A 25,250-nucleotide genomic window follows, 5' to 3' on the forward strand; every position below is an offset into this window, starting at 1 on the left:
GGCCTGATGACCGTCATGTCCCAGGCATCGGTTGCAGCCGCAGCCGAGCCGCTGCTCACCCTGTCGGAGGTGACGAAGCGGTTCGGCAGCTTCACCGCGTTGTCGGAGGTCTCGCTCGAGCTCCGGCGCGGCGAGGTGCACTGCATCCTGGGAGAGAACGGTGCCGGCAAGTCGACGCTGTGCAACCTGATCTTCGGCGTGCACCGGCCCGATGGCGGCGTCATGCGCTATCGCGGTGCGCCGTTCCAGCCCGCCGGGCCGGCGGACGCATTGGCGCAGGGCATCGCGATGGTGCACCAGCATTTCAGCCTCGTCGACGACATGAGTGTCGTCGACAATGTGCTGCTGGGCCGCGAGCGCGGCATTCTCAACCGCAAGCAGTGCGCGCAGCAGCTCGAGAAGGTTGCCGCCGAATACGGCCTGCCACTCGACCCGTTCGCAAAGATCGAGCAGCTCTCCGTCGGCGAGCGGCAGCGGGTCGAGATCGTCAAGTGCCTGATCCGCGATCCCCAGCTGTTCGTGCTTGACGAACCGACCGCGGTGCTGCTTCCGGATGAAATCTCGGCGCTGCTCGATGTCTGCCGCCGGGTCGCGGCCGGCGGCCGCGCGGTGGTGCTGGTGACCCACAAGCTCGCCGAGATCAAGAAGGTCGCCGATTGCGTCACGGTGCTGCGCGGCGGCCGCACGGTGGCAACATCGAGCGATCCGGCCGGCGATATCGACGCGCTGGTGCGCGCGATGATCCAGGGCAATGTCGACGCGCTCGACACCTCCGCGGCGTCGATCCTCGGGCTCGAGCCCGTCACGCATGTCGGCCATGGGCCCGCTGCGAAAACCAGGATCGAGGCGCTTCAGATCGATGGCCTGACCGTGAAGGACAGTCAGGGTGTCACCCGGCTCGACAATTTCACGCTCACGGTCGATCGCGGCGAGATCGTCGGCGTTGCCGGCGTCGAGGGCAACGGTCAGAGTGAACTGACGGCCGTGCTTGCCGGCATGATGGAGCCGACCGAGGGGCGCATCCATCTCGGCGCGACCGACCTGACCGGCCGATCGCCGCAGCAGATCACGGCGGCCGGCATTGGAATCGTGCCGGAGGACCGGCATGCGGTCGGTTGCGTGCTCGGCATGAGCCTTGCCGAGAACATCTATCTCAACCGGCTCGACGAATTCACCCGCTTCGGCTTCCTCAACCGCACCGCGCTGGAGCGCGAGGCGAACGTCCTGATGCAGCGCTTTGACGTGCGCGCCCGCGGACCGGGCTCGCTGTTCTCCTCGCTCTCCGGCGGCAATCAGCAGAAGGCGGTGCTCGCCCGCGAAATCACGCTGCCGAACCTGTCGTGCCTGGTTGCAGCGCAGCCGACCCGCGGCCTCGATGTCGGTGCGGTCGCCGCAGTCTACAGCCACATCCGAGAAGCCTGCGGTCGCGGCATTGCGGTGCTGCTGGTGTCATCCGAGCTCGATGAGCTCCTGACCGTTGCCGACCGCATCATCGTGCTCTACCGGGGCCGCATCATGGGATCCTGCCCGGCCGATCCGGCGCGAAAAGAAGCGATCGGCGCCATGATGGCGGGGCAGCCGCAATGACCGCCGTGAATCAGGAGCGTCCGCCGGCGGCGTTGCCGCGATTTGCGCTGCGTCCGGCACTCATCGTGCCCGTGCTTGCGGTGGCTTTCGCGTCCGCGGTCGGGCTCGTCTTGATCGCGCTGATCGGCGTTTCCGTGCCGAAGGCGGTCGCGGCGTTCGTTGACGGGACCCTCGGTTCGCCGTTCGCGCTCGCGGCGTCGCTCAACCGCAGCTCGGTGTTCGCGCTGGTCGGTTTCGGCTTCGTGCTCGCCAACCGCGCCAACCTGACCAATGTCGGCGGTGAGGGGCAGATCGCGGTCGGCGGCATCGCGGCCACCGCGGTCGCGCTCTACGGCCATGTCAGCGGGCTGCCGCTGGGCCTCGCCTTCATCCTGCCGACGCTTGCGGCTGTGCTCGCCGGCGCGCTATGGGGCGCGCTTGCCGCCGTGCTGAAGGTGAAGTCGGGTACCAACGAGGTGATCTCGACCCTGTTGCTCTCCTTCATCGGGGTCTGGCTGCTCTATTGGTCAGTGCAGTCTCCATCGCTGTTGCGCAAGCCGATGACGAGCTCGGCGACATTGCCTGAATCGCTCGAGATTCCGGAATCGACGCAGCTTCCGCTGCTGACCGGCGACTATTCCTTCCCGGTTCACGTCGGGCTGCCCCTGACACTGATCCTCGCTGTCATCGTCGGCGTGGTCCTGTCGCGAACCATCCTGGGCTTTCGCCTGCGCGCGATCGGTCTCAATCCCGTCGCGGCCAAGCGGGCCGGATTCTCCTACGCCAGGACCGTCATTTTCGCGCTCTCCACGGCCGGTGCGCTCGGCGGTCTTGCGGGCGCGCTGATGCTGCTCGGCGAGCAATACACGCTGAAGGACGGCTTCTCGTCCGGCTATGGCTTCGACGGCCTCGTCGCGGGACTGCTGTCGCGCGGCTCGATTCCGGGCGTGATCGCCGCGTCGCTGCTGTTCGGCTTCATGCGCTCCGGCGGCATCAACATGGAGATGGTCGCCGCGGTGCCGACCGCGCTGGTGGTGGTGATTCAGGGCCTGATCGTCGTGACGCTGGCGGGCGCCGGCCTCTTCATCGAGAAGTGGGAGCAGCGATGACCTGGGAGCTGTTTGCGGTCTTCTTGGGCTCTTCGATCCGGCTGGCGACCCCGCTGCTGCTCGCCGGCATCGGCGAGATGGTGTCCGAGCGTGCCGGTGTGCTCAACATGAGCATCGAGGGCATGATGCTGATGTCGGCGTTTGCCGCCGCTGTGGGCGCCTGGGCGAGCGGCGATCCCCTGATTGGCCTCCTGATCGGCATCGTCTCGGTCGTCCCGGTCGCGCTGCTGCAGGCGTTCCTCAGCAACACGCTGCGCGCCAACCAGATCGTATCCGGCATCGGCATCAACATCCTGGTGCTCGGCGCCACGACGCTCGCCTATCGCGAGATTTTCGGCGCGCGGTCGCGCGCGGAAATACCCGGGCTTGCCAAGGTCAGGCCGCCGCTGCTCGGCGACATTCCGTTCATTGGTCCGGCCGTATTCGAGCAGGTGTGGTTGCTCTACGCCGGCGTCGCCGTGATCATCGTCATCGCGCTGGTGCTGCGCTACACGTCGATCGGTCTCGCGATCCATGCGGCCGGGGCGGAGCCCAAGGCCGTCGACAAGTCGGGCCTGTCGGTCGGGCGCATCCGATATGCCTGCGTGGTTTTCGCGGGCTTGATGGCGGCGCTCGCCGGCGCCTTCCTGTCGATCGGCGACATCCACACCTTCACCGAGGGCATGACCCGCGGCGCCGGATATCTTGCGATCGCCTCCGTCATCTTCGGCAAGTGGCGGATCGGTGGGACCGTATTGGCCTGTTTGCTGTTCGGGGCGGCGACCGCGCTGCAATTCCAGTTGCCTGCGCTCGGTGTCGGCGTACCCAACGCGCTGCTGATCATGCTGCCGTATCTTCTCGCCCTGCTGGCGGTGGGCGGCCTTGTCGGCCGTCAGGCGGCGCCATCGGCGTTAGGTGTTCCATACCGGCGTTGATGGCCCCCGGTTCGATAGGCCACTGGCCGGCGTCACGCCGGTTCCATAGAGCGATACGGGTGGAGAGCTAGACGACGATCCCAGCCGGGGTGCTCCTTTGCATGGGGTTGTTTTCGATATTTGAGTTGGGGCAGGCCGCCAGGTTATCAGAAGCAAGCCCTAGTTGCTCCGCTGCCTTGTTGAACGAACACCGGCACTCCAGGCATATGGAAGGGTCTCGCCGTTCAACGCGTACGCGCCGATCGCGCGGAGCTTGAAGATCGCGGGGTTGTGGGAAGCGATGGTCCGGGCATTGCGCCAGTGCCGATCGATGGCGAGTGTCTCCGAGCTGAGCGAGGCGCCACCTACCTCGAAAAGCGTGGTTACGGCGTCGAGCACGAGCTTGATGACGGTCACCTGGGCCTGCGCCGCCGCAAGTTCTGAGGCATCGAGCTGTTGAGGGTCCTGGTGACGGCCGTCAAGCGTCCGCGCCAGCTCGTCGACGGCGGCGAGCACCGTTGCCCGCGCGCCAAACGCCGCGCTGAGGAGCTGGCCGATGACCTGCTGCACCAGGGGATCGTTGCGTGGCAGGTCAGCGACCGCATGGGTGAACGTGCGCGTTCGTGCCTTGATCCAGTCGCCGGTATCCGCCGCGGCGCGCTTCGCAATCCCTGCGAGGGTGGCGAGCAGGATCAGCTGGACGTGAGCCGTTCCGAATACTCGGCCTTCCGTTCCATAGCCGGGGCCGATGATCCGGTCCTGGGTGACCGTGACATCCTTGAACTCCGCGGTGCCGCTTGCCGTGAGCCGCTGGCCGAAGCCGTCCCAGTCGTCCGCGACGCCGACGCCTGGCTGGCCGGTATCGACAATGACGGTAACTCGTTTGCCGTTCCGGTCGGGCCGCGACGAGCAGGTGATCGGCGTACAGCGTGCCGGTCGTGTAATACTTCAGCCCATTGAGCCGAAGCCCAGTTCCGTCTGAAGTGATGGCGGTCCGATAACGATCGACCGCACCAAGTCCTGGCTCGGTAACGGCGACACCGAAAAGAGCGCCCTTTGCAATTGCGCCGAGCCACCGAGCCTTGACGGCCTCATCCTCGTTCAGTTGCAAGTCTTCAACCAGGTTGAAGTGTGCCCGCAGCGCCTGCGGCAGGTTCGAGTCCGCGGCGGCGAGCTCGATTAGCAGGTCAAACGTCTGGCGGAGCGTTGCGCCGAGCCCTCCGAACTCGATCGGCACGCGCAGGGCTCCGAAGCCCGCCTCCTTCAACAGTCTGATCTGCTCGGTCGGCAACGTGCGGTTTCGTTCACGCGCCACCGCGCCCGCTGCGATCGTCTCAAAGATTGGAGCGAAGCGCTTGTGAAGGGCGTCGTCGGTGATGTTCGGTATGCCGGGATGAATAGTCATCGTGCTGTGTCCGATCGCTCGATCGGTCCTTGAATGGACGGGTCTTGTTGTTCCGAAGAATAGTCCGCGGGTCGACGAGAGCCAGACTGAATTTCAGTTCTGATGGAGCACGATCGTTTGGAGCGGCAGGATGCGCGGAGAACGATTCTGCTGCGCAGGCATTCTGCCCGATGCGCAGTGAGGCGAAGTCGCGCATCGAGGTTGCGATGTCCGCGATCATGATCAACTCGCAACACGCCATCTCATCGACGCCAGGTCTATGCATCGTCTCATGCGATCGAAGCGAAGCGTGTTGTCTTCGGTGCATATATCGAGAGTTGAGCTGCGTGATTTCGATGTCAGGCTCGAGTAAGAAGAGTGAGTTTCTCATCCGGTAGCGAGGTACAACGAAAGAAGCGTCTCGAAAGAGATCGATAAACGCGATGGACGATCGATCGCGTCTTGTGGCGAGATGTCGCGCGAAATGAGCCAACGGTGTCGCGCCAAGCGACACGACGGAGAAGTGCGAATGGCGCGACAGATCAGGTTCAATGCGTTCGACATGAACTGTGTCGGCCATCAGTCTCCCGGCGTCTGGGCGCATCCGCGAGATCGTTCCTACAAGTACAAGGATCTCGACTATTGGCAGGATCTCGGGCGAACGCTGGAGCGGGGGATATTTGACGGCATCTTCATCGCCGACGTGATCGGCTACTATGACGTCTACAAGAACTCTCTGTTCCATGCGCTTGAGCAGGCCGCGCAGATTCCCGTCAACGACCCCTTGCAACTGGTCGCGCCCATTGCCTTGGCTACCGAACATCTCGGCATCGGCATCACGGCATCGACGTCATTCGAGCATCCCTACACGTTCGCGCGCAGGCTTTCGACTGCGGATCATCACAGCAAGGGGCGCGTCGGCTGGAACATCGTGACCTCGTATTTGGAGAGTGGGGCAAAGAATATCGGCCAGGGCGGTCTGCGCCGGCACGACAACCGCTACGAGGTGGCGGCCGAATACACCGAGGTGCTCTACAAGTTGTTGGAGGGCAGCTGGGAGGAGGGGGCCGTCCTGCGCGATGCCGGGAAGCGGATATTCACCGACCCGTCGAAAGTTCACGAGATCGCGCACAAGGGGCGATACTTTGACGTGCCGGGCTATCATCTCTGCGAACCGTCGCCGCAGCGGACGCCGGTGCTGTATCAGGCCGGTGCCTCCGGTGCCGGCAAGGCCTTTGCTGCCGGGCACGCCGAATGCGTGTTTGTCGCCGCTCCGATCAAGCCGGTCCTGAAGTCCTACGTGGCCGAGGTGCGGCGCCTGGCGGTTGAAGCCGGCCGCGATCCGCGCAAGGTATTGACCTACAATCTGGTCACGGTGATCGTCGATGAAACCGACGCCAAGGCCGAGGCAAAGTTCAGGGAGTATCAGCGATACGCCTCTTATGACGGCGCGCTGGTATTCATGTCCGGCTGGAGCGGCATCGACTTCGGGCAATACGCGCCGACCGATCTGGTCAAGAAGGTCGAGACCAATGCGATCGTTTCCGTCGTCGACAATCTCGCCAGTGGCAGCAAGTCCTGGACCATCGAGGAGCTGGCGCGCTGGGGCGGCATCGGCGGGCTCGGTCCGGTGTTCGTCGGCTCGGCGTCGACGGTGGCCGATATCCTGCAGCAGTGGGTCGAGGAGACCGACGTCGACGGATTCAATCTCGCCTACGCGGTGACGCCGGAGACCTTCGAGGACGTCGTCAACCTGCTGGTTCCGGAGTTGCAGAAGCGCGGCGTCTATCCGACCGGCTATCGTCCCGGCACTCTGCGGGAGAAGCTGTTCGGAGAGGGCCCGTATCTGCCCCCGAGTCATCCCGCTGCGGCCTATCGCGACATTGAGGCGGTCAAGCGCCGCGAGCGCGAGGCGGCCGGTGTCGCTCCGCGGCAGCCCGTCGAGGCGTGATGAGCGATGGCCGAGCCCATTCTGCAGTTGCGTGACGTCTCGCTGTCGTTCAAGGGGATCAAGGCGCTCAATGCCCTCAGCTTCGATGTGGAGCGAGGCGAGATTTGCGCGCTGATCGGGCCGAACGGGGCCGGCAAGAGCTCGCTGCTCAACATCATCAACGGAGTCTACCGGGCCGACAGTGGCAGCATCACCTTCAATGGTGAGCAATTTGTCCGCATTCGCCCGGCGCAGGCCGCGCATTTGGGCATTGGCCGGACCTTCCAGCACAATGCCCTGTTCCGGCATCTCAGCGTGCTCGACAACGTGCTGGCCGGACTGATCCGGCATTGCCGCTCGACGATGCTCGAGCACGCCTTCGGTGTCGGTCGGGACCGGCGCGAGTCCCGCGAGTTCAACCAGCGGGTCGACCAGATCGTCGCCTTTCTCGACTTGACCAAATACCGTGACCGGGTTGTCGCGACGCTTCCTTACGGTGTCCAGAAGCGGGTCGATCTTGCGCGTGCCCTGGTCGGTGGCCCCAGCCTGCTGCTGCTGGACGAGCCGATGGCCGGGATGAACCAGGACGAGAAGCAGGAGATGAGCCGCTTCATTCTGGAGACCAACGCGAGCCTCGGCACCAGCATCGTACTGATCGAGCACGACATGAGCGTCGTGATGGGGCTGTCGCATCACGTGGTCGTGCTCGATTACGGCCGCAAGGTCGGCGATGGGTCTCCGGAGGACGTGCGTCGGAACCCGGACGTGATCTCCGCTTACCTGGGCACGACACATTGAGGTCCAGATGAGCTTCTTCGTCGAAACGCTGGTTGGCGGCCTGCTTGCCGGAGTCATGTACTCGCTGGTTGCGATCGGATTTGTGCTGGTCTTCAAGGCATCCGGCGTTTTCAATTTCGCGCAGGGGTCGATGGTGCTATGTGCGGCGCTGACCTTCGTGACCTTGCGCGACAAGGGTATCGATTTCTGGCTGGCCGCGCTGATCACGCTTTCGGTCATGGTGGCGCTCGGGATCGCGGTGGAGCGCGTCGTGCTGCGGCCGTTGGTCAACCGGCCGCAGATCACGCCGTTCATGGCGACGCTGGGTGTCTCCTTCGTGATCGAGGGCGTCGCGCAGATCGTGATGGGCGCGAGCGTGCACGAACTCGATCTCGGGATCGTCGATACCCCGATCGAGATCGGCGGAGTTCAGATCAGCCAGTTCGACCTGGCGGCCGCGGGCACGGCCGGCATTCTCGTGATCGCGCTCTCGATCTTCTTTAACAGGACACGCGTTGGGATCGCGCTGCGTGCGATCGCCGACGATCCCCAGGCCGCCCTCTCGATCGGGATCCGGCTCCAGACGCTGTGGCAGATCGTGTGGGGCGTTGCCGGCTTCGTCTCCCTGATTGCGGGGCTGCTCTGGGGTGCACGCCAGGGCGTTCAGTTCGCGCTCACCCTGGTCGTGCTCAAGGCGCTGCCGGTGCTCATCATCGGCGGATTCACCTCGATCGCCGGCGCGATCATCGGCGGGCTGATCGTCGGCGCCGGCGACAGCCTCGCTGAAATCTATCTCGGAAGCCTGCTGGGCGGCAGCGTGTCGACCTGGTTTGCCTATGTGCTGGCGGTCGCCTTCCTTCTGATCCGCCCGGCCGGCCTGTTCGGCGAAGCGCCGATCGAAAGGATTTGATGCATGTCTGCGATCGGCACCGACGCCATCGAAGGGTTCAGCGCGACGGATAATACCGCTCAGGCGATGCGGGATCGGCTGCGCGTCGGCGCGGCGGTGCTGCTGCTCGCAGGGCTGCTCGGCATTCCGCTGGTGGCGAACGACTATTGGCTCAATGCCGTTCTGATTCCGTTTCTGATCATGTCGCTCACCGCGCTGGGGCTGAACCTGCTGATGGGCTACGCCGGTCAGGCCTCGCTCGGCACCGGCGGGTTTATGTCGGTCGGCGCGTATGCGACATACAATCTGCTGCTGCGCCTGCCGGAACTGCCGCTGCCGGTCAGCCTGCTGCTCGGCGGCATCATCTCCGGGCTTGTGGGGGTGGTAGCCGGGCTGCCAAGCCTGCGGATCAAAGGCTTCTACCTCGTCGCATCGACGCTGGCGACGCAATTTTTGCTCGAATGGTTGTTCAATCAGTATGGCTGGTTCTCGAACTACTCGACCTCAAGCTCGATCTCGGCGCCGCGGCTTGCAGTCTTCGGCCATGATCTCTCGAGCCCGACGGGTCGCTATTTCCTGACGCTGGCGACCGTCGTCGTCGTGACGGCTGTCGCGACGCGGCTGGTTCGCAGTCAGACCGGCCGGACCTGGATGGCGATCCGCGACATGGATACCGCGGCCGCGGTGATCGGTATTCCGGTTTCCGCCGGAAAACTGAAGGCGTTCTTCGTGAGCTCGCTGGTGATCGGAATCGCAGGTGCACTCTGGGCCTTTGCCTATCTTGGCACGGTCGATGCGCGCAGCTTCAACCTGGACCGTTCGTTCCAGGTGATGTTTGCGATCATTATCGGCGGCATGGGCAGCGTCAGCGGCAACTATCTGGGCGCCGCCTTCATGATCCTGCTGCCGATCCTGCTCGATCATGTTGGGGGTGGATTGTTCGGGGGCGCAATCGATGCCGGACAACTCGAGAATCTTCAGAGGGCGCTATTCGGTGCGTTGATCGTCTGGTTCCTGATGAAGGAGCCGAGAGGGCTCGCTGCGTTGCTGTCGCGGGCATGGACGCAGCTGGTTTCGCGCTTCGACCGCTAGCAAGCGGTCAAACCATCATGCGCGGATGTGAACCACAGCCGCGTCGACCTGAATTCTGCATCACATGGAGGGTAAGCAGATGTCTTTGCGGCAACAGACACGGATCACGAGCAGGGCGATCGGGCTGGCAGCACTGGTGCTGTCGGCGGTCGCCGGCACCACCGCATCGGCGGAAGAGGCCAAAACACAATACTTCCCGCTCGCGACGTTTCGTGCCGGAGCCTACGCGTCGAGCGGCATTCCGGTCTGGGCCGGCGAGATCGACTATTTCCGCTACATCAACGAGGTCGAAGGCGGCATCAACGGCATCAAGCTGGTCTGGGACGAATGCGAGACCAACTGGGAAGTCGAGAAGGGCGTCGAGTGCTATGAGCGGGTGAAGGCGGGCAAGAACGGTTCGCCGGTGCCGATCTTCCTGCCGCATGGCGACCCGATTTCGAAGGCGCTGACCGAGAAATCGGTGGCCGACAAGATTCCGCTGGTGACGATCGCCTATGGCCGCACCGAGGCGATCGACGGGCGGGTGTTCCCGTACAGCTTCCCAGTCGTGTTCAGCTTCTGGAGCGAGGCGTCATCGGCAGTCAATTTCATCGCGGAGAAGGTCGGCGGCAAGGACAAGCTGAAAGGCCTCAAAATCGCGACCGTCTATCACGACTCGCCCTATGGCAAGGAAACCCAGGTCCCGCTTGCCCATCTTGCCAAGACGTATGGCTTCGAGGACATCCAGATTCCGGTGCCGCATCCGGGCAATGAACAATCGGCGCAATGGGCCAAGATCCGCCAGCTCAAGCCTGACTGGGTGTTCTTGCGGGGCTGGGGCGTCATGACGCCGGTTGCGATCAAGACCGCTGCCAAGGTGGGCTTTCCGGTCGATCACATCATCGGGGGCATCTGGTCGGGCTCCGAGGAGGACGTTCGTCCCGCCGGTGCCGTGGCCAAGGGCTATCTCGCGATCACGCCGTTCCCCGCCGGCGCGAACTTCGAGATCCATCAGAAGCTCAAGCAGCACATTCTCGACAAGGGTCTCAGCGATCTTAAGGACCCGAAGAGTTTCGGCTCCGTCTACTACAATTCCGGCGTGGACGAGGCGATCGTTGCGGTGGAGGCGATCCGGACCGCCCAGGCGCATTTCGGCGTGCGGCCGATCAACGGCGAGGAAGCGCAGTGGGGCCTCGAGCATCTCGACCTCTCCGAGAAGCGGCTTGCGGAAATCGGCGCTACCGGTCTTCAGCAGCCGCTGAAGCTCTCGGCGAAGGACCACGAGGGCGGCGGCGCAGGCAAGGTGCTGCAGTGGGACGGCGAGAAGTGGAACGTGGTGTCCAACGGTTGGGTGAAATCCGACCGCGAGCTGCTGTTGCCGCTGATCTATGAGCGGGCCGCCGCCTACGCCAGGGAAAAGGGCATCACGCCGCGCGATGCCACCAACTGATGTTGCCTTGAAGGGTCGCCGAAGGGATCGCCAAAGGGATCACCATGACAACGTCGCAATTTCTCGAAGTCGATAACATCGAGGTCCTCTACAGTCAGGCGATCCTGGCCTTGCGCGGCGTCTCGCTCAGGGTCGAAGAGGGATCAATCGTTGCTCTTCTCGGCGCCAATGGCGCCGGGAAGACCACTACGCTGAAGGCAATTTCGAATCTGCTCGCGTCCGAGCGCGGACACTTGAGCCGCGGCACAATCACGTGGCGCGGCGAGGTCACCGGAACGCTGGATCCCGCCGACCTTGTCGCCAGGGGGGTGGTCCAGGTTCTCGAAGGCCGTCACGTCTTTCCCCAGCTCACGGTCGAGGAGAACCTTCTCAGCGGCGGGTTCGTGCGCCGACCGAGCCGTCGTGCGCTCGCCGACGACCTCGAACGCATCTACAGCTGGTTTCCCCGACTCAAGCAGCGCAGTGGCGTGCGTTGCGGCCTGACCTCGGGCGGCGAGCAACAGATGGTCGCGATCGGGCGCGCGATGATGACGCGGCCGACCCTCGTGCTGCTCGACGAACCCTCGATGGGCCTTGCGCCGATCATCGTGGAAGAGATCTTCCACATCATCCGCGATCTCAACAGGAACCAGGGCGTCAGCTTTCTGCTGGCCGAGCAGAACGCTCATCTCGTTCTTCAATTTGCGGATCACGGCTACGTGCTGGAGAACGGCAGGGTGGCCGCTTCGGGCACAGCCGCAGAACTCGCCGGCCGGGACGATGTTGCCGAATTCTATCTTGGTGCTGCAGCGGCCGGAGCGGCGGCTGCGGAGCCGGTCCAAACCCCGATTGCATGAGCAGGAGCTGCGCATCATGGCGATTCGTTTCGGATATTGGATGCCGCTCGGCAGCGGCGGCTTCGTCATCAGCAATGTTCCGCAGCGCACCGACTGGACGCTGGATTACAACGCCTCGCTTGCGCGCGAGGCCGAACAGCTCGGCTTCGAGTATGGCTTGGCGCCGGCGCGCTTCATCGCGAGCCATGGCTGGGAGTTGCAGCAGGAGGCGATCACCTGCACTGCAGTGCTCTCCGCGCAGACCTCGCGGCTGAAACTGATCAGCGCAATTCACACCGGCTTCTGGCACCCGGCCATGATCGCGAAGGTAGGCTCGACGATCGACGTCTATTCCAAGGGCCGATTTGCGATCAACATCCTCACCGGCTGGTTCAAGGACGAGTTTCGTGCCTTTGGCGAGCCCTGGCTGGAGCATGACGAACGGTATCGCCGCTCGGAAGAGTTCATCCAGGTGCTCAAGGGCCTCTGGACCCAGGATCGCTTCACCTTCAAGGGCGACTTCTACAGCATCAACGACGCTTGGTTGAAGCCGAGACCGATCTCGCAGCCGCACCCGGAGATCTTCCAGGGCGGCAATTCCAAGGCCGCACGCCGCATGGCCGCGAAGTATTCGGATTGGTATTTTCTCAACGGCACCACGGTGGAGGGGGCCAAACAGCAGATCGACGAGGTCCGCGCGCTTGCCAAGGCGGAAGGCCGCACCGTCAAGTTCGGGCTCAACGGCTTCGTCATCCAGCGGCCGACCGAACGGGAAGCGCTCGAGCAGCTCGAAGCGATCATCGCCGGCGCCGATCCCGAGATCGTGCAGGCCTTCGCCGATCAGGTGAAGCAGGCCGGTGCGTCGACTGCCGAAAAGATCGGAATGTGGGCAGATTCGAGCCACGCCAATCTGGTCCAGCCGAATGACGGCTTCAAGACCCGTCTGTTCGGTCCCCCCGAGCTGATCGCGGAGCGCATCCGTGCCTATGAGGCGATCGGCGTCGACATGATCCTCTGCGCGTTCCTGAATTTCACCGACGAGCTGCCGGCGTTCGGCCGCGAGGTGATTCCTTTGTTGAACTCGACCAAAGCGAGCCGGGCCCACGACCATGAGCCTGCTTGAACCTGGCGATCAAGCAAGCGGCGCCTCCCGATTTGTCGGTCTGAGACGCGGTGCTGCGAAGGTGCGTGTCCACGTGCTTAGATATGAATTGCATGCCCAAGCGATTTCAGCGCGGCCTCGTGAAGGGCCTCGCCTTGGGTTGGATGGGCATGGATGGTCATGGCGACATCCTCCAGGCGCGCGCCCATCTCCAGCGCAAGACTGAAGGCGGCCGAAAGTTCGGCGATGCCGGCGCCTACGCCCTGGATCCCTAGCAAGAGATGGTTGTCGGCTCGCGCGACGGTCCGGATGAAGCCGTCTTCCCGATCGAGCGTCAGTGCGCGGCCGTTGGCCTTGAACGGAAAGAGGTCGGTCTTGACATCGAACCCCTTTTCGATCGCCTCGCTCGGTGACAGGCCAACGGTCACGATCTCTGGATCGGTGAAGCAGATCGCCGGGATCGAAACCCGATCCCAGGCGCGGCGCCGGCCGGCGATGATCTCGGCCACCATCTCGCCTTGCGCCATGGCACGATGCGCGAGCATCGGCTCTCCCGTGACGTCGCCGATCGCCGAGATGCCGTGCATTGAGGTCCGGCATCGGTCGTCGATGCGGATAAAGGGGCCGTCCATGTCGAGATCGAGTTGATCGAGGGCCAAACCGCCGGTCGCGGGTCTGCGGCCGACCGTCACCAGAATCTTGTCGGCACCGAGCGTTGTCTGCTCGCCGGCAGCGGTCTCGATCGCGAGTGCCGTGCCGTCGGCGACCAGCGCCTTTGCCTTCGCGCCGGTCAACACTGTAACTCCGAGCGCGGCCAGGCGCCTGGCGACGGGCGCGCTCAGCTCAGCAACATATTGCGGCAGGATCCGCGGCGCGGCCTCGACGATGGTGACGGCCGCCCCCATTTTCGCGAATGCTGTGCCGAGCTCGAGGCCGATATAACCGCCGCCGACCACGACCAGCCGCCTCGGAATGTTGGCAAGAGACAGTGCCTCGGTCGATGAGATCACGCGACCGCCGTAGGGAAGCAACGGCAGTGGGACCGGCTCGGAGCCCGTCGCGATCACCACCATTTCGGCATGGATGGTTTGTCGGCCGGATTGGGTTACGACCTCGACGGTCTTGCCGTCGCGAAACGAGGCGCGGCCGGTCACATACCGGGCGCCGGCTCGTTTCAGCAGGCCGGCCACGCCGCCGTTCAGACGCCGGACGACATCGTCCTTCCAGGCGATGGTCTTGGCAAAGTCGAGCGTCGGCGTCGTCGTGGAAATGCCGAGCGCATTGTTGCCTTCTGCCGCGCGCGCAATGGTTTCATATTCGCCGGCCGCATGGATCAGGGCCTTCGAAGGAATGCAGCCGACATTGAGACAGGTTCCACCCGGCTTTTCGGCCTCGACGACGACCGTATCGATGCCGAGTTGGCTGGCGCGGATCGCGCAGGTGTAGCCGCCGGGGCCGGCGCCGATGACGAGGAGCTTGCAGGTGATTTCGGTCATCGTCCTACGCGTCAATGAAGATCATGGCCGGCGTTTCCAGAAGCAGCTTGATGCGCTGCACGAATTGAGCCGCGTCGAACCCGTCGATGACACGATGATCGAAGCTCGACGACAGGTTCATGGTCCGGCGCGGCACGAACGCCGTACCGTCCCAATGCGGCCGGGTGGCAATTCGGTTGACGCCGATGATCGCGACCTCCGGATGATTGATGATGGGGGTCGTCGCAAGCCCGCCCAGGGCGCCGAGCGAAGTGATGGTGATGGTCGAGCCGGTGAGTTCGTCGCGGGTGGCGTTGCCGTTCCGGGCGGCTTCCGCGAGCCGGGCGACTTCTGCGGCACAACGCCAGAGGTCGAGCGCTTCCGTGTGCCGGACCACGGGGACCACCAGGCCGGTCTGTGTCTGGGTGGCGACACCAATGTGGACGCCCGCGTGCTGATGTACGATGCCGGCCCCGTCGTCGAAATGCGCGTTCAGGATCGGCTGTTCGGCGATCGCGCGCACCATTGCGCGCATCAGGAACGGCAACAGCGTCAGCTTCGGCCGATCGGATCGTCGCTGGCCGTTGAGCTTGCCACGCAGATCCTCGAGCAACGTGACATCGACCTCCTCGACATAGGTGATGTGCGGGATCCGCGCGCTTGCGATCGACATCTTCTCGGCGATCCTGCGCCGCAAGCCGACGATCTTGATGTCTTCGACCGCGTTTTTCGCCTGATAGGCCGCCGCCGTGGCGCCAGGGCTGCGCGCCAGATGGCCATCGAGGTCATCGTGGGTGATCCGTCCAGCCGGACCTGTGCCGCGAAGCTGGCGCAGATCGACGCCTGCTTCGCGCGCACGCAGCCGGACCGCGGGAGCGGCCAAGGGCCGTTCGCCTGCGCGCTCGAACGGCGTTGCGGCGGGCTGCGGCCTTGGCGGCACGGGCGGCGCGCTCGCTTGCGGGCGCAGGGCGCTTGCGGGATCGTCAGGCTGTCCGGCCGAAAGGCTTGCCGCATGCGGTGTCGGCTTCTTTGTCTGCGTCACCGGTTCGCTGTTGCCGGTCACCTCTAGCCGAACGAAATCCGAGCCGACGGCCAGAACGTCGCCCACCTTGCCGGCGAGCCAGCTGACGCGGCCATCCGCGGGCGAGGGAATTTCCACGGTCGCCTTGTCGGTCATCACGGCGCCGAGCACGGCGTCTTCCCGCACGACGTCACCGACCTTCACGTGCCATTCCACGAGCTCGGCTTCCGCAATGCCCTCGCCGACGTCGGGCAGCCTGACGATGCGCTCGGCCATCTCAGGCCTCCAGCGTTTCGATCAGCGCGCGTCCGATCCGCGCCGGTCCGGGGAAGTAGTCCCATTCCTGCGCATGCGGGTAGGGCGTGTCCCAGCCGGCGACCCGCACGATCGGCGCTTCCAGATGGTAGAAACACCGCGACTGCACCAGCGCGCAGAGTTCGGCACCGAAGCCCGAGGTCAATGTCGCCTCATGCACGATCACGCAACGTCCCGTCTTCTTGACCGAGGCCTCGATGGTCTCGAGATCGAGCGGCAACAGCGTGCGGAGGTCGATGATCTCGGCATCGATTGCCGTTTCGGTCACGGCGCTCTCGGCGACATGAACCATTGCGCCGTAGGCCAGGATGGTGACGGCGCTACCCTGTCGTCGGATCGCGGCGCTGCCGAGCGGAATTGCGAAATGTCCATCGGCGACCTCGCCGAGATCGTGTTTGGACCATGGGGTCACCGGCCGGTCGTGATGGCCGTCGAACGGACCGTTGTAGAGTCGCTTCGGCTCGAGGAAGATCACCGGATCCGGATCTTCGATCGCCGAGATCAGCAGACCCTTGGCGTCACTCGGGTTCGATGGCACCACCGTCTTGATGCCGCAGACATGGGTGAACAGCGCTTCCGGGCTCTGGCTGTGCGTCTGCCCGCCAAAGATGCCGCCGCCGGTCGGCATGCGCACGACGAGCGGGCAGGTGAACTGGCCGTTGGATCGGTAGCGCAACCGCGCGGCTTCGGACACGATCTGGTCGTAGGCCGGGTACATGTAGTCGGCGAACTGGATTTCGACACAGGGTTTCAGGCCATAGGCGGCCATGCCGACCGCGACGCCGACGATGCCGAGCTCGCTGATCGGCGTGTCGAAGCAGCGGCTGGTTCCGTATTTGGCTTGCAGTCCCTGGCTTGCCCGAAACACGCCGCCGAAATAGCCGACATCCTCGCCGAACACGACGACATCGCCGTCGCGCGCCATCATGACGTCCATGGCATCGCGGATCGCCTCGATCATGGTCCGTCGCGGCATGGCTCAGACTCCGGCCTCTTGGCGCTGTCGGCGCAGATGCGGGGGCATCTGCGAGAAGACGCCTTCGAACATGTCGCGCGCTGAAGGCCGCTGCTCGGAATGCAGCGTGCCATAGGCTTCGGCTGCTTTCTGCGCCGCGACCACGGTGTCGAGGATCTCGGCTTCGGTCTGCTTGTGCCGCTCCTCCGACCAGGCGCCGCGGACGATCAGATGGTTCTTGAGCCGGATCACGGGATCCCCCAGCGGCCAGGCATCGGACTCCGTCTTCGGCCGATAGCCCGCTGGGTCGTCGGAGGTGGAATGCGCGCCGACCCGATAGGTCACGTGCTCGATCAGGGTCGGGCCGAGATTGCGGCGCGCCCGCTCGCAGGCCCATTTCGCCACCGCATGAACCGCGAGGTAATCGTTGCCGTCGACGCGGAGCGCCGGAATGCCGAAGCCGAGGCCGCGTGCCGCGAACGTGCCGGAGCCGCCGCGTGCGATGCCCTGGAAGGTCGAAATGGCCCATTGATTGTTGACGATGTTGAGCACGACCGGCGCGCGGTAGGTCGAGGCGAACACCAACGCGGCGTGGAAGTCGGATTCGGCCGTTGCTCCATCACCGATCCAGCCGACCGCAATCTTGTTGTCGTTCTTGATCGCAGAGGCCATCGCCCAGCCGACGGCCTGGATGTATTGGGTGGCGAGATTGCCCGAGATCGAGAAGAACCCGTGCTCCTTGGCGGAATAGAACACAGGAAGTTGGCGTCCCTTGAGCGGATCGTGCGTGTTGGAATAGATCTGGCAGGCCATATCGACCAGCGAATAGCCGCCGGCGATCAGGAGACCCGCCTGGCGGTAGGTCGGAAAGTTCATGTCTCCCGGTAAGAGGGCCTTGCGAAAGGCGCAGCTGACGGCCTCTTCGCCCATATGCTGCATATAGAAAGACGTCTTGCCCTGGCGTTGCGCCATCTGCATGCGCGCATCGAATGCGCGCAACGTCATCATGTGGCGCAGGCCCTCGAGCAATTCGCTATCCGAGAGCGAGCCGGCCCAGGGGCCGACGGCTTTGCCGTCGCGATTGAGCACGCGAATGACGGAGAACGCGAGGTCGCGGATCGCCTCCGCGTCGACGTCGACTTCGGGGCGATCGACCTTGCCCGCGCTCGGGATCCGGATGTTCGAGAAATCCGGCGTGCCGCCGGGGCGCACCGCGGGCTCCGGCACATGCAGTTGCAGCGGCGCGTGCTCCGCGGGTCGCGCCGCCTCGTGCTGCGGGATCATGGTGTCGGGCATGATGTTGGCGTCGGGCATTGGTGTCCGCCTTTCACCTCGATCGCATCGATGCAAAACAGCGCGCCGACGCGGCGGGCGAGCCGCTCGATGACGTCGCGGTCCTTGACGTCTATGGAAGCCGAGATGCGGCATTCGTTCGCTTCCGCTCGGGCGCTGACGGCCGCGAGCCGAAGCCCCGCAACGCGCGTCTGGTCGAGCAGGCGGCCGAGCGCAGCGTGAATGTCGCTGGTCTGGAGTTCGAGAAGAAACACCGCAAAAACCCCGCTTTGTCAGTATATACGTACTGCTAAATCGCGGGATTGTTGTTCTTTTTGTCTGGGTGTATATAGGATTTGCGATATAGAAATTCTGCACTTCGCCTACACGACCAGAATGGAGTTCTTGGTATGGTTTCGGTCGGACGTGCCGCTGCGCCGGTCAAGGCCTCGCGCAAGGACGCGCTTCGGCTCGATGAGATCGATCGCAAGATCCTGCGCGCCTTGCAGCAGGATGCGCGCCTGACGACGGCGCAACTGGCCGACAGGATCGGGCTCTCCACGACACCGTGCTGGAACAGGCTGAAGCGCCTTGAGACCCAGGGTTACATCGATGGCTATGTCGCGCTGCTCAATCAGGACAAGCTCGGCCTGCCTGAAACGGTGATCCTGGAGGTGACGCTCGACCGCCACGACGAGGAAGTGCTCGAACGTTTCGGGCAACTGCTCGCGGACTTGCCGGAGGTGATCGAAGCCTATCTCACCACGGGTGATTACGATTATTTGGTGAAGGTCGCGGTCGAAAGCACCGCCGGCTATGAACGCTTCCTGCGCGAAAAGCTCTATCGCATTCCGGGCATCCGCCACAGCCGGTCGTCGTTCGCGCTGCGTTGCCTGAAGAAGCTGACGTCGGTCCAGGTATGAAGGTGCGCGAAGCGCCGCCTCAACGTGCCTGCGCCGCTGCGGGCAATGCAGACGTCACCCGGTTGACGTCCGCTGCTCATGTTCGCCTTGAAAGCGGGCGGCGCGTCAGAAGGCGGTCTTCTTGCCGATGACGCCGACATAGCTCGATCGTACCAGAGCGCCCCAGCGCCCATCCTTCTTGACGATCACATAGAAGGAATCGGCCGACAATATCGGCTTGTCGTTGGCGTCGTAACGCGTGAACCGCGTGACGAAGTGGAGCTTGTCGTCTGACTTCTGCACCAGCTTGCGAACTGTCCAGGCTGAGCGAGCCCAAGTCGAGGCCTGCGCCAGCTGCGACGCATCGTTCGACTGCGCGTATTCTTCCGGCGTGTTCCAGACCTGCACCTGTCCGCCGGCGATCCGGATGTGCGGATAGTGGACGGTCTTGGCCCAGGCCGCCGCATCTCGCGAATTGAACGCCTTCATGAACTCGTCGAGATAGGCGCATCCCTGCTTCAAGAGCTCGTCGTTCCCGGGATTCAGGCACTCGTCGTCCGCCTGACTTTGAGCGAACGCTGCGCCGCTCATGCCAAACAACACACCCGCAAGCGCCAGCAGTTTGCGAATCTTCACGGTTAGACCTCCCTGATCGGCCAGGTTGACCTGGCTTCGTTGTGATCGACGCAAGCGACGATCGGATTTCCATCTTAGGTAGGCCGAGTGATGAAGCAATGCCGGAGCAGCGCAGTATTTCTGAACAGGGCCTCAGCATTTCTCAATGCAACACCGGGTTCCAGCGGGAAGCGTGGGTAGATCAGAAAAGCCAAACAGGGGTTCAGAAAAAGCGCCTTGCAAGCAGCAGGGCGAGATCGCTTGTCTTGCCGGACAAACAACAACCAACTTCAGGCAGGAGACGATGGTCGCGGGCGATCAATCTGGCATGAGAGGCCGGCTCTGTCGCGTTTCCGAATACCGGACCGGCGGCGGTCGAGTAGCGCGGCAAATCCGGATCGGACAATGAGCAGTTCGGAGCATCTCGGGCGCAGAATGCGGTCGTTCAAGCTGACGCAGGAAGAGGTGATCTTCTGTATCACGCTCGTCCTGATCGGGGCGTTCTCGCTGTTCCTGCCGAAATTCCTCACCGCCGGAAACATTCTCACCCTGCTGAACAACGTCGCAACGCTCGGCATCCTGGCCGTCGGCATGGCGCTGGTTGTCGTCGGCCGCGGCATCGACCTGACCATGATCGCGGTCATGGTGATCGGTGTTGCGTTCAGCATCTGGCTGTCGACCACCGGGGTGCCGTTCGGCTGGTCGCTTGTCGTGGGCGGGCTTCTCGTCATCCTGGTCGGCATCGGCACCGGGACGCTCATCGCCGTGGCCGATGTGCCGCCGATCTTCGCGACCCTCGGCCTTGCATCGGTGATCTACGGTGCCGGACGGATCGTATTCAAATCCGACGTCGTTTACGCCCCGACCGGGCATGACTGGTTCACCTTCCTGGGCACGGGGACGATTGCCGGGATTCCCGTCTCGGTCTGCGCGGCGGCGTTGCTCGCTGGGCTGGTCGCATTGTTCCTGCGCAAGACCCGGTTCGGACGATTCATCTACGCGACCGGCGACAATCCGTTTGCAGCGCGTACCATCGGACTGCCGACCCGCCCGGTGATCATCTCGCAATACGCCGCCAGCGCATTGATCGCCTTTCTCTCGGGCATTCTGATGTGTGCGGTGGTCTCCGGCATCAATACGCGTTTGTACAATTCGACGCTGATCTACGACGTGCTCCTTGTCGTTGTGCTCGGAGGAATCGGCCTCAGCGGCGGGCAGGGCGGCGTCCGCAACGTGGTCGTCGGCACGGTTCTGGTCGGGGTTCTCACCAACGGCATGACGATTCTCAACATCAGCTTCACCGCCCAGAACCTGATCAAGGGCGTGATCCTGCTTGCTGCTCTGGCAATCGATGCGGTGCTCAATCCGCGCGATGAGCAGACGTCGCAAAGCGGCGACATCTAGGGCCGCGTCTCAAGAAACTTCAAACCGGGAGGGCATCATGATTTCCATTCTGCGCAGATTGCTGTTGACCGGCCTCATGCTTGGCGGGCTTGCGTCCGCAACGCCGGGCATGGCCGCTGAGGTTCAGCAGGTCGGACGCGAGGCATACCTGAAAGCCCTCAAGGGCAAGAAGGTGATCTTCGTTCCGATCTCCCAGGGCTTCGATCTCAACCAGGCCTGGGTGACGGTGTGGGAACGGCATGCCGCACGCTACGGCTTCACGCTTGAGGTGCGCGACCCCAACATGAACACCGAGGCCGGCATTCGTGCCCTGACGGGTGCGATCGCCGAGAAGCCGGATCTGCTGATCGTGCAGAATCCGGACGTGCAGACCTACGCGCGACAGCTGAAACAGGCTCAGGAGGCCGGAATTCCGGTGCTCCAGGTCAACATGCAGTCGGCGACCCAGACCGATTCCTATGTCGGCAACGACTGGATCGAGATGGGCCGCCTCGAGATGGGCGAACTCGCCAAGGCCTGTGCCAAGGGCAGGGGCCCGTCCACCAAGGTCGTCTGGCTTGCGGGCGTCGAGACCGGGGCGGCGAACATCTACATGCGCCAGGGCATCAACGAGGTGTTGGCCGCAAATCCGGACCTTCAATTGGTGTCGGACCAGGCCGCCAATTATGACTCCGACAAGGCGCGCCAGATCACCGCGACGGTTCTCCAGCAGCACCCCGATCTCTGTGGCGTGATGGGCATCTGGGACAATGCCGAGGTTGGCGCCGGTGCGGCCGTCGCGGCCGCGGGCAAGACCGGCCAGGTCACGATCGTCACCAATGGCGCCGGCAGCCAGACCGGTTGCGACAGCGTCAAGAAGGGACTCTTGACCGTCATCTACAACTTCCATGCCGACATCCAGGGCGAGGTCGCGGCAAGCCAGATCTCCGAACTGCTGCAGAGCAACCGCAAGGCGGGGGCCGTCAAGGACGTCTTCTTCGGGCCGATCACGCGGGTCGACAAGACCAACGCGACCGGCCGCAATTGCTGGACGCTCGACGAACTCAAGTGAGAGAGATGCAGCGCGTCCGGTCGCAAGCCGGCGTACGCATGGAACAGGCCAGATGAGCTTTTCGTCGGATATCGTTCGGTGGCGTTACAGGCTTCTCCCCGATCACGTGGTCGGGGAGGTGCTCACCAAGAAATGGGTCGACAGTGCGATCCCCTTTCTGGCGCTGTCGCTGCTCGTCTTCGGTCTGGGGCCGTTCGTCCCGCACTTTTTCGAATGGACGACGCTCGGCAATCTCGCGCGCCAATTTGCCGAGTTCGGACTGATCGTCCTCGGTCTGACGATCGTGATGATCTCGGGCGGCATCGATCTGTCGGTCGGCTCGGTGTTCGCGCTGTCCGTGCTGATGTCGTTGATCGGCATGAACGTCGAGGGCTGGAACGCCGGCGCCGGGCTTCTGGCCGCGCTGGCGGTCGGAGCCATATGCGGTGCCCTGAACGGGTTCCTCGTCGGCTATGTCAGGATGCGGGCCTTCCTGACGACGTTGGTCAGCCTCATCATCTTTCGATCGCTGTTCGAGATCATCTTTCCGCAGTTCTCGACTGCGATCGTGACCAACGTGTCGGACTCTGCGGTCTTCGAGTATCTCGGCACCGCACAGATCGGGCTGTTGCCGGTTTCGTTCCTGATCACGGCCGTGATCGCAATCGGTATTCACATCGTGCTGTCCCGCACGCGATATGGCTGGCACCTGCTCGCCGTCGGTGGCGCGCGCCGCTCCGCGTACAATGCAGGCATCAACGTCCGCTGGACCATCTTCAGCGCTTACGTCTGCTGCAGCACCCTCGTCGCGCTGTCCGGTTTCCTGTTTGCGAGCCGCATCGGAAGCGCGGCATCGGATGTCGGAGCAGGACTCGAACTGCAGGCGCTCACCGCCACGGTGCTGGGCGGCATCTCTCTTGGTGGAGGCCGCGGCACGGTCGCGAAGGCGACCATGGGAGCGGTTTTCGTGCTGCTCCTGTCAAACAGCTTCCTCGCGCTCGCGATCTCCGGCCCCGGGACCGATCTCGCGCTGGGCCTGATCCTCGTCGCCGCGGTCTTCCTCGACGTGCGTTGGGTCAAGAACCGCCACAAGCTGCTGCGCAGCGTCTACATCTCGCCTGCTTACGCCCGGATGCCCGACGCCATTGCGACCGAGCAGGGCGCCGGCGCGATGGCGCCGAACGATACGCTGCGCGACGTCGGCGTCATCGGCCTCGGCATTCTGGAGGGCGCGGAGGACGTCATCTTCGATCGCGACGACAATCTCTACACGGGCAACCGTCACGGCGACATCCTGCGCTGGTTTCCACCCGATTATCAGCGCTGGGAGGTGTTGGCGCATATCGGCGGGTCGCCGCTCGGAATGGCGTTCGATCGCCAGGGGCATCTCAATGTCTGCGTCGCCGGAATGGGACTTTATCAGGTCGAGATGAACGGCACGGTGCATCGGCTGACTGCGGAGACGAACCGGAGTCTGTTGTCGATCGTCGACGATTCCAACATGAAGCTCGCGGATGACCTCGACATCGCGCCAGATGGCGCGATCTATTTCAGCGAGGCGACGACGCGGTTCGAGATGCACGACTGGTATTCCGACGCACTCGAGAGTCGAGGCAACGGCCGCATCATCCGTTACGATCCGAAGACCAGAAGAACCCGGACGGTGCTGAAGAACCTGGTATTTCCGAACGGCATTTGCATGTCCTACGACAACCAGTCTCTGCTCTTCGCGGAGAGCTGGGCCTGTCGGATCAGCCGGTACTATTTCGACGGACCGAAAAAGGGCCAGGTCGAGGTCGTCATCTCGAATCTTCCCGGCTATCCCGACAACATCAATCGCGCGTCCGACGGGAGTTACTGGCTGGCGTTGATGGGGATGCGCACACCCGCGCTCGACCTGTCACTCGAATTGCCGGGCTTCCGCAAGAGGATGTCGCGGCGTTGTTCCGAAGACGCCTGGCTGATGCCGAACCTGAATACCGGATGCGTGCTCAAGTTCAGCGAGCGCGGCGAGATCCTCGAAAGCTACTGGGATCAGGGCGGCGAGAAGCATCCCATGATCACCTCGATGCGGGAGCACAAGGGCGTGCTTTATCTCTGCGGGATCTTCAACAACCGGATGGGGACTTACCGGCTGCAGGGGGCGGACCCCGCATTTTGCGGCGTGGATAGCTATTGGGGCCGTCGCTCGTGAAATGGATCGACAAACTGCTCGGGCGTCGCGAAGGGGCCGTTACAGTGCCCGTGCTCGACGGACCGTTCCTGCCGAACCAGAAGCTCGAACTGGCTCCGGTGCTCTGCGAGGTCGACGAGGTCGATAATCTCGTCGCGATCGACGCTGGGTTGTTTGCCTCGAAAGGCTCGGAGTTGCTTCGTCTCCAACCGGCCTCCTCGGGCCCGGAGAGACTGGCAGGGTTCGACGCGCCGATCTCGGCGATGGCCGGACTGGGTGAAGCGCTCGCGATCGGGTTGGATGGCAAGGGCATCGTCGTGCGGGGCGGCCGCTTCGACGGCAAGGTGGTGCAGCCGTCAGGCGACGTCCTGCGATGCCCGACCGCGATCGCATGGCTGGACGAGTCGACGCTTGCGGTGTGCAACGGGTCGAAGCGGTTGGGCGCGCATGACTGGCGACGGGCATTGATGATGCTGGACAGTTCCGGTTGCGTTGCCGTCGTGGATCTGGCCGAGGACCAGATCAAGGTCGTGGCCACTGGATTGGCGTGGCCAGCCGGCGTTGCCGCATCGGCAGGTCGGTTGATCGTCTCCGAGTGCCTCAAGCACCGCATCGTTGCGGTGACGCTTCCGGACGGCAAGCTTCTCGAACTGGCCGCGGGCCTGCCTGGTTATCCGGCTCGTCTGACCCGTGCGGCCGCCGGTGGCATGTGGCTCTGCTTCTATTCCGTGCGCAATCAACTCGTGGAATTCATCCTGCGCGAGGATGAATACCGGACGCGCATGGTGAACGAGGTGCCGGAACAGTACTGGATGGCGCCTTCACTCCGCTCCGGCCGCAGCTTCAAGGAGCCGATGCAGGGAAGTCAGCTCAAGCAGATGGGCATCCTGAAGCCCTATTCCGTCACGCGGTCCTACGGGCTTGTCGCCTATTGCGACGCGAACACGACGCCTGCCGGGTCCTTTCACTCGCGCGCGGACGGCACGCGGCATGGCGCCGTGGCCGCAGCCGAATACGCCGGCGCGCTCTATGTCGCCAGCCGCGGCTCGAACGCGGTTCTGGAGATTCGCGATCCGGCGGCGGTCCTTTCGGAGTAGATCGA

The 25,250-nt window shown here is 63.8% G+C and carries 23 protein-coding genes; 16 read left to right on the plus strand and 7 right to left on the minus strand.

Features of this window, described 5'->3' with window-relative positions; all coding sequences use genetic code 11:
• The first annotated feature begins 6 nt into the window (after positions 1–6).
• Genes ACVMB0_RS22600 through ACVMB0_RS22610 form a run of 3 tightly spaced genes read left to right on the plus strand, consistent with a single transcriptional unit; the run spans position 7 to position 3,589 of the window.
• Positions 7–1,587 (plus strand): ABC transporter ATP-binding protein, encoded by a 1,581-nt coding sequence (locus ACVMB0_RS22600; RefSeq protein WP_461347733.1) that lies wholly within the window; start codon positions 7–9, stop codon positions 1,585–1,587.
• Positions 1,584–2,675 (plus strand): ABC transporter permease, encoded by a 1,092-nt coding sequence (locus ACVMB0_RS22605; RefSeq protein WP_456755495.1) that lies wholly within the window; start codon positions 1,584–1,586, stop codon positions 2,673–2,675. Before ACVMB0_RS22600 ends, ACVMB0_RS22605 begins: the two co-directional genes overlap by 4 nt.
• A complete protein-coding gene (locus ACVMB0_RS22610) occupies positions 2,672–3,589 on the plus strand; it encodes an ABC transporter permease (RefSeq protein WP_461347734.1) in 918 nt (305 codons plus the stop codon). Before ACVMB0_RS22605 ends, ACVMB0_RS22610 begins: the two co-directional genes overlap by 4 nt.
• Positions 3,590–3,748: 159 nt before the next feature.
• On the opposite strand, the gene ACVMB0_RS22615 is transcribed toward ACVMB0_RS22610, so the two are convergent.
• Entirely contained in the window at positions 3,749–4,264 is a 516-nt protein-coding gene (locus ACVMB0_RS22615) for an acyl-CoA dehydrogenase family protein (protein ID WP_461349700.1), read from the minus strand.
• Entirely contained in the window at positions 4,161–4,973 is an 813-nt protein-coding gene (locus ACVMB0_RS22620) for an acyl-CoA dehydrogenase family protein (RefSeq protein WP_461347735.1), read from the minus strand. The genes ACVMB0_RS22615 and ACVMB0_RS22620 overlap by 104 nt, the downstream gene beginning before the upstream one ends.
• A 508-nt stretch (positions 4,974–5,481) precedes the next feature.
• On the opposite strand from ACVMB0_RS22620, the gene ACVMB0_RS22625 reads away from it, so the two are divergent.
• The 7 genes from ACVMB0_RS22625 to sfnG all read left to right on the plus strand — a co-directional run bounded on the left by ACVMB0_RS22625 (position 5,482) and on the right by sfnG (position 13,007).
• Positions 5,482–6,903, plus strand: coding sequence for an LLM class flavin-dependent oxidoreductase (locus ACVMB0_RS22625; protein ID WP_461347736.1), 1,422 nt, complete (start codon positions 5,482–5,484; stop codon positions 6,901–6,903).
• Positions 6,904–6,909: 6 nt separating this feature from the next.
• Positions 6,910–7,680 (plus strand): ABC transporter ATP-binding protein, encoded by a 771-nt coding sequence (locus ACVMB0_RS22630; protein ID WP_461347737.1) that lies wholly within the window; start codon positions 6,910–6,912, stop codon positions 7,678–7,680.
• Between the two features lie 7 nt (positions 7,681–7,687).
• Positions 7,688–8,569 (plus strand): branched-chain amino acid ABC transporter permease, encoded by an 882-nt coding sequence (locus ACVMB0_RS22635; protein WP_461347738.1) that lies wholly within the window; start codon positions 7,688–7,690, stop codon positions 8,567–8,569.
• A gap of 66 nt (positions 8,570–8,635) precedes the next feature.
• Entirely contained in the window at positions 8,636–9,640 is a 1,005-nt protein-coding gene (locus ACVMB0_RS22640; RefSeq protein WP_461349701.1) for a branched-chain amino acid ABC transporter permease, read from the plus strand.
• 79 nt (positions 9,641–9,719) lie between these two features.
• Positions 9,720–11,069, plus strand: a complete 1,350-nt coding sequence (locus ACVMB0_RS22645; RefSeq protein ID WP_461347739.1) for an ABC transporter substrate-binding protein — start codon at positions 9,720–9,722, stop codon at positions 11,067–11,069.
• Positions 11,070–11,113: 44 nt separating this feature from the next.
• On the plus strand, positions 11,114–11,905 hold the full coding sequence (locus ACVMB0_RS22650; RefSeq protein ID WP_461347740.1) for an ABC transporter ATP-binding protein: 792 nt from the start codon (positions 11,114–11,116) through the stop codon (positions 11,903–11,905).
• 16 nt (positions 11,906–11,921) lie between these two features.
• Positions 11,922–13,007 carry a dimethylsulfone monooxygenase SfnG gene (sfnG, locus tag ACVMB0_RS22655; protein ID WP_461347741.1) on the plus strand — a complete coding sequence of 362 codons (1,086 nt, stop codon included), beginning with the start codon at positions 11,922–11,924 and terminating at the stop codon, positions 13,005–13,007.
• Between the two features lie 77 nt (positions 13,008–13,084).
• Here sfnG and lpdA read toward each other — a convergent pair whose 3' ends face one another.
• The 4 genes from lpdA to ACVMB0_RS22675 are packed head-to-tail and all read right to left on the minus strand — an operon-like array spanning position 13,085 to position 18,036.
• On the minus strand, positions 13,085–14,482 hold the full coding sequence (gene lpdA / locus ACVMB0_RS22660) for a dihydrolipoyl dehydrogenase (protein WP_461347742.1): 1,398 nt from the start codon (positions 14,480–14,482) through the stop codon (positions 13,085–13,087).
• A 4-nt stretch (positions 14,483–14,486) separates the two neighbouring features.
• A complete protein-coding gene (locus ACVMB0_RS22665) occupies positions 14,487–15,758 on the minus strand; it encodes a dihydrolipoamide acetyltransferase family protein (protein WP_461347743.1) in 1,272 nt (423 codons plus the stop codon).
• Position 15,759: 1 nt separating this feature from the next.
• Positions 15,760–16,773: an alpha-ketoacid dehydrogenase subunit beta gene (locus ACVMB0_RS22670; RefSeq protein ID WP_461347744.1), complete on the minus strand. Its 1,014-nt coding sequence runs from the start codon at positions 16,771–16,773 to the stop codon at positions 15,760–15,762.
• Between the two features lie 3 nt (positions 16,774–16,776).
• Entirely contained in the window at positions 16,777–18,036 is a 1,260-nt protein-coding gene (locus ACVMB0_RS22675) for a thiamine pyrophosphate-dependent enzyme (RefSeq protein ID WP_461349702.1), read from the minus strand.
• 32 nt (positions 18,037–18,068) lie between these two features.
• Between ACVMB0_RS22675 and ACVMB0_RS22680 the strand changes: the two genes are divergently transcribed.
• Together ACVMB0_RS22680 and ACVMB0_RS22685 are read left to right on the plus strand one after the other, a co-directional pair.
• Positions 18,069–18,338 (plus strand): hypothetical protein, encoded by a 270-nt coding sequence (locus ACVMB0_RS22680; RefSeq protein WP_456755482.1) that lies wholly within the window; start codon positions 18,069–18,071, stop codon positions 18,336–18,338.
• Positions 18,339–18,434: 96 nt separating this feature from the next.
• Entirely contained in the window at positions 18,435–18,947 is a 513-nt protein-coding gene (locus ACVMB0_RS22685) for an Lrp/AsnC family transcriptional regulator (RefSeq protein ID WP_456755481.1), read from the plus strand.
• A gap of 105 nt (positions 18,948–19,052) precedes the next feature.
• Here the strand turns inward: ACVMB0_RS22685 and ACVMB0_RS22690 are convergent, their stop codons facing one another.
• Positions 19,053–19,562, minus strand: coding sequence for a hypothetical protein (locus ACVMB0_RS22690; protein WP_456755480.1), 510 nt, complete (start codon positions 19,560–19,562; stop codon positions 19,053–19,055).
• A gap of 384 nt (positions 19,563–19,946) precedes the next feature.
• Between ACVMB0_RS22690 and ACVMB0_RS22695 the strand changes: the two genes are divergently transcribed.
• Genes ACVMB0_RS22695 through ACVMB0_RS22710 form a run of 4 tightly spaced genes read left to right on the plus strand, consistent with a single transcriptional unit; the run spans position 19,947 to position 25,245 of the window.
• The gene (locus ACVMB0_RS22695) at positions 19,947–20,945 is read left to right on the plus strand and encodes an ABC transporter permease (RefSeq protein WP_456755479.1); all 999 of its coding nucleotides are present in this window, start codon (positions 19,947–19,949) and stop codon (positions 20,943–20,945) included.
• Between the two features lie 37 nt (positions 20,946–20,982).
• The gene (locus ACVMB0_RS22700) at positions 20,983–21,996 is read left to right on the plus strand and encodes a sugar ABC transporter substrate-binding protein (RefSeq protein WP_456755478.1); all 1,014 of its coding nucleotides are present in this window, start codon (positions 20,983–20,985) and stop codon (positions 21,994–21,996) included.
• A gap of 52 nt (positions 21,997–22,048) precedes the next feature.
• Positions 22,049–24,169 (plus strand): ABC transporter permease, encoded by a 2,121-nt coding sequence (locus ACVMB0_RS22705; RefSeq protein WP_456755477.1) that lies wholly within the window; start codon positions 22,049–22,051, stop codon positions 24,167–24,169.
• Positions 24,166–25,245: an SMP-30/gluconolactonase/LRE family protein gene (locus ACVMB0_RS22710; RefSeq protein ID WP_456798248.1), complete on the plus strand. Its 1,080-nt coding sequence runs from the start codon at positions 24,166–24,168 to the stop codon at positions 25,243–25,245. Before ACVMB0_RS22705 ends, ACVMB0_RS22710 begins: the two co-directional genes overlap by 4 nt.
• The last annotated feature ends 5 nt before the right edge of the window (positions 25,246–25,250 follow it).

Source organism: Bradyrhizobium sp. USDA 4451 (assembly GCF_054822585.1).